Annotated in this window: 2 protein-coding genes; both read right to left on the bottom strand. The window is 65.5% G+C overall.

The genetic code is table 11. From position 1 onward, the window contains the following. Positions 1–149: 149 nt before the first annotated feature. A complete protein-coding gene (locus ELR45_RS06145; protein ID WP_129664373.1) occupies positions 150–767 on the bottom strand; it encodes an aminodeoxychorismate/anthranilate synthase component II in 618 nt (205 codons plus the stop codon). Beyond that, positions 764–1,121, bottom strand: a 358-nt coding sequence (locus ELR45_RS06150) for a DUF881 domain-containing protein (protein WP_165367524.1), incomplete at its 5' end; no start/stop codon positions are given. The genes ELR45_RS06150 and ELR45_RS06145, both read right to left, overlap by 4 nt.

A 1,121-nucleotide genomic window follows, 5' to 3' on the forward strand; every position in this document is an offset into this window, starting at 1 on the left:
GCTGGGACGACGGGGACGGGGAGACACCGTCACCTTAAAGAAGGGCGAGGCGGAGATGGCCGGGCCTGAGGCACAACCGTCATTCTCCGCTTAGGCCCTGGACGGTTCCGTTCCTCCAGCACCGGGCGCGGAGAGGCAGACGAGAGGTCCTATCGGGAGACGACCGGCGCCAGGCCGGCTGAGCGCCCAACCGCTTCCTGGTCACCGCAGACCGCCAGCCAGTTGGCCAGCATCCGGTGACCACCCTCGGTCAGCACGGACTCCGGATGGAATTGAACACCCTCGACCGGGAGCTCGCGGTGCCTGGCCCCCATGATCACGCCGTTCTCCGTCCAGGCCGTCACGTCGAGATCGTCGGGCATGGTGTCCGGCGCGATGGCCAGTGAGTGGTAGCGAGTGGCTGTGAACGGATCCGCGAGGCCGCGGAGAACGCCCGCCTCCTTGTGGCGTACCTGGCTGGTCTTGCCGTGCAACAGCTCCGGTGCCCGGCCGACCTTGCCTCCGAAGGCTACTCCAATCGCCTGCAGCCCTAGGCAGACACCAAAGATCGGCACCGCTCCCGCGTGAGCCCGGATGAGGTCGACACAGATGCCGGCCCGTTCCGGCGTTCCGGGGCCCGGCGAGAGCAGTACACCGTCGTACCCGGCGACGCCCACTACGTCGTCGTTTCGGCGCACCTCACACTCGGCTCCGAGCTGCTGAAGATATTGGACGATGTTGAAGACGAAGCTGTCGTAGTTATCGACGACGAGGATCCGGGTTGTCACGAGCCCGACCCCGAGATCCGTGATCCCTCGTATGCCGGCATGTTGACCAGGTCCTCCACTTCGACGTCATAGCCAAGCCCGAACGCGTCGGCCGCGTCGCGGTACCAGCCCACGGCCTCGGACTGATCGAGTGCGCCAAGCATCGAGTCCACGTCGCCGATGGCCGCGATCTCATAAGGGGGCGAGTAGTGCTTCCCCTCCAGCTGCAGAACCGATCCGACGCAACGGACAGTGCTGGTGCTACCGATACGCTGATCCATCACCATGATGGCCTCGGCTCCTCCCGCCCAGAGGGCATTCATCACGGCCTCAAGGTCCTGCTGATGGACGATGTAGTCCTCAACGTGTGCGCCG

It is taken from the genome of Phytoactinopolyspora endophytica (genome assembly GCF_004138495.1).
Taxonomy (GTDB): Bacteria; Actinomycetota; Actinomycetes; order Jiangellales; family Jiangellaceae; genus Phytoactinopolyspora; species Phytoactinopolyspora endophytica.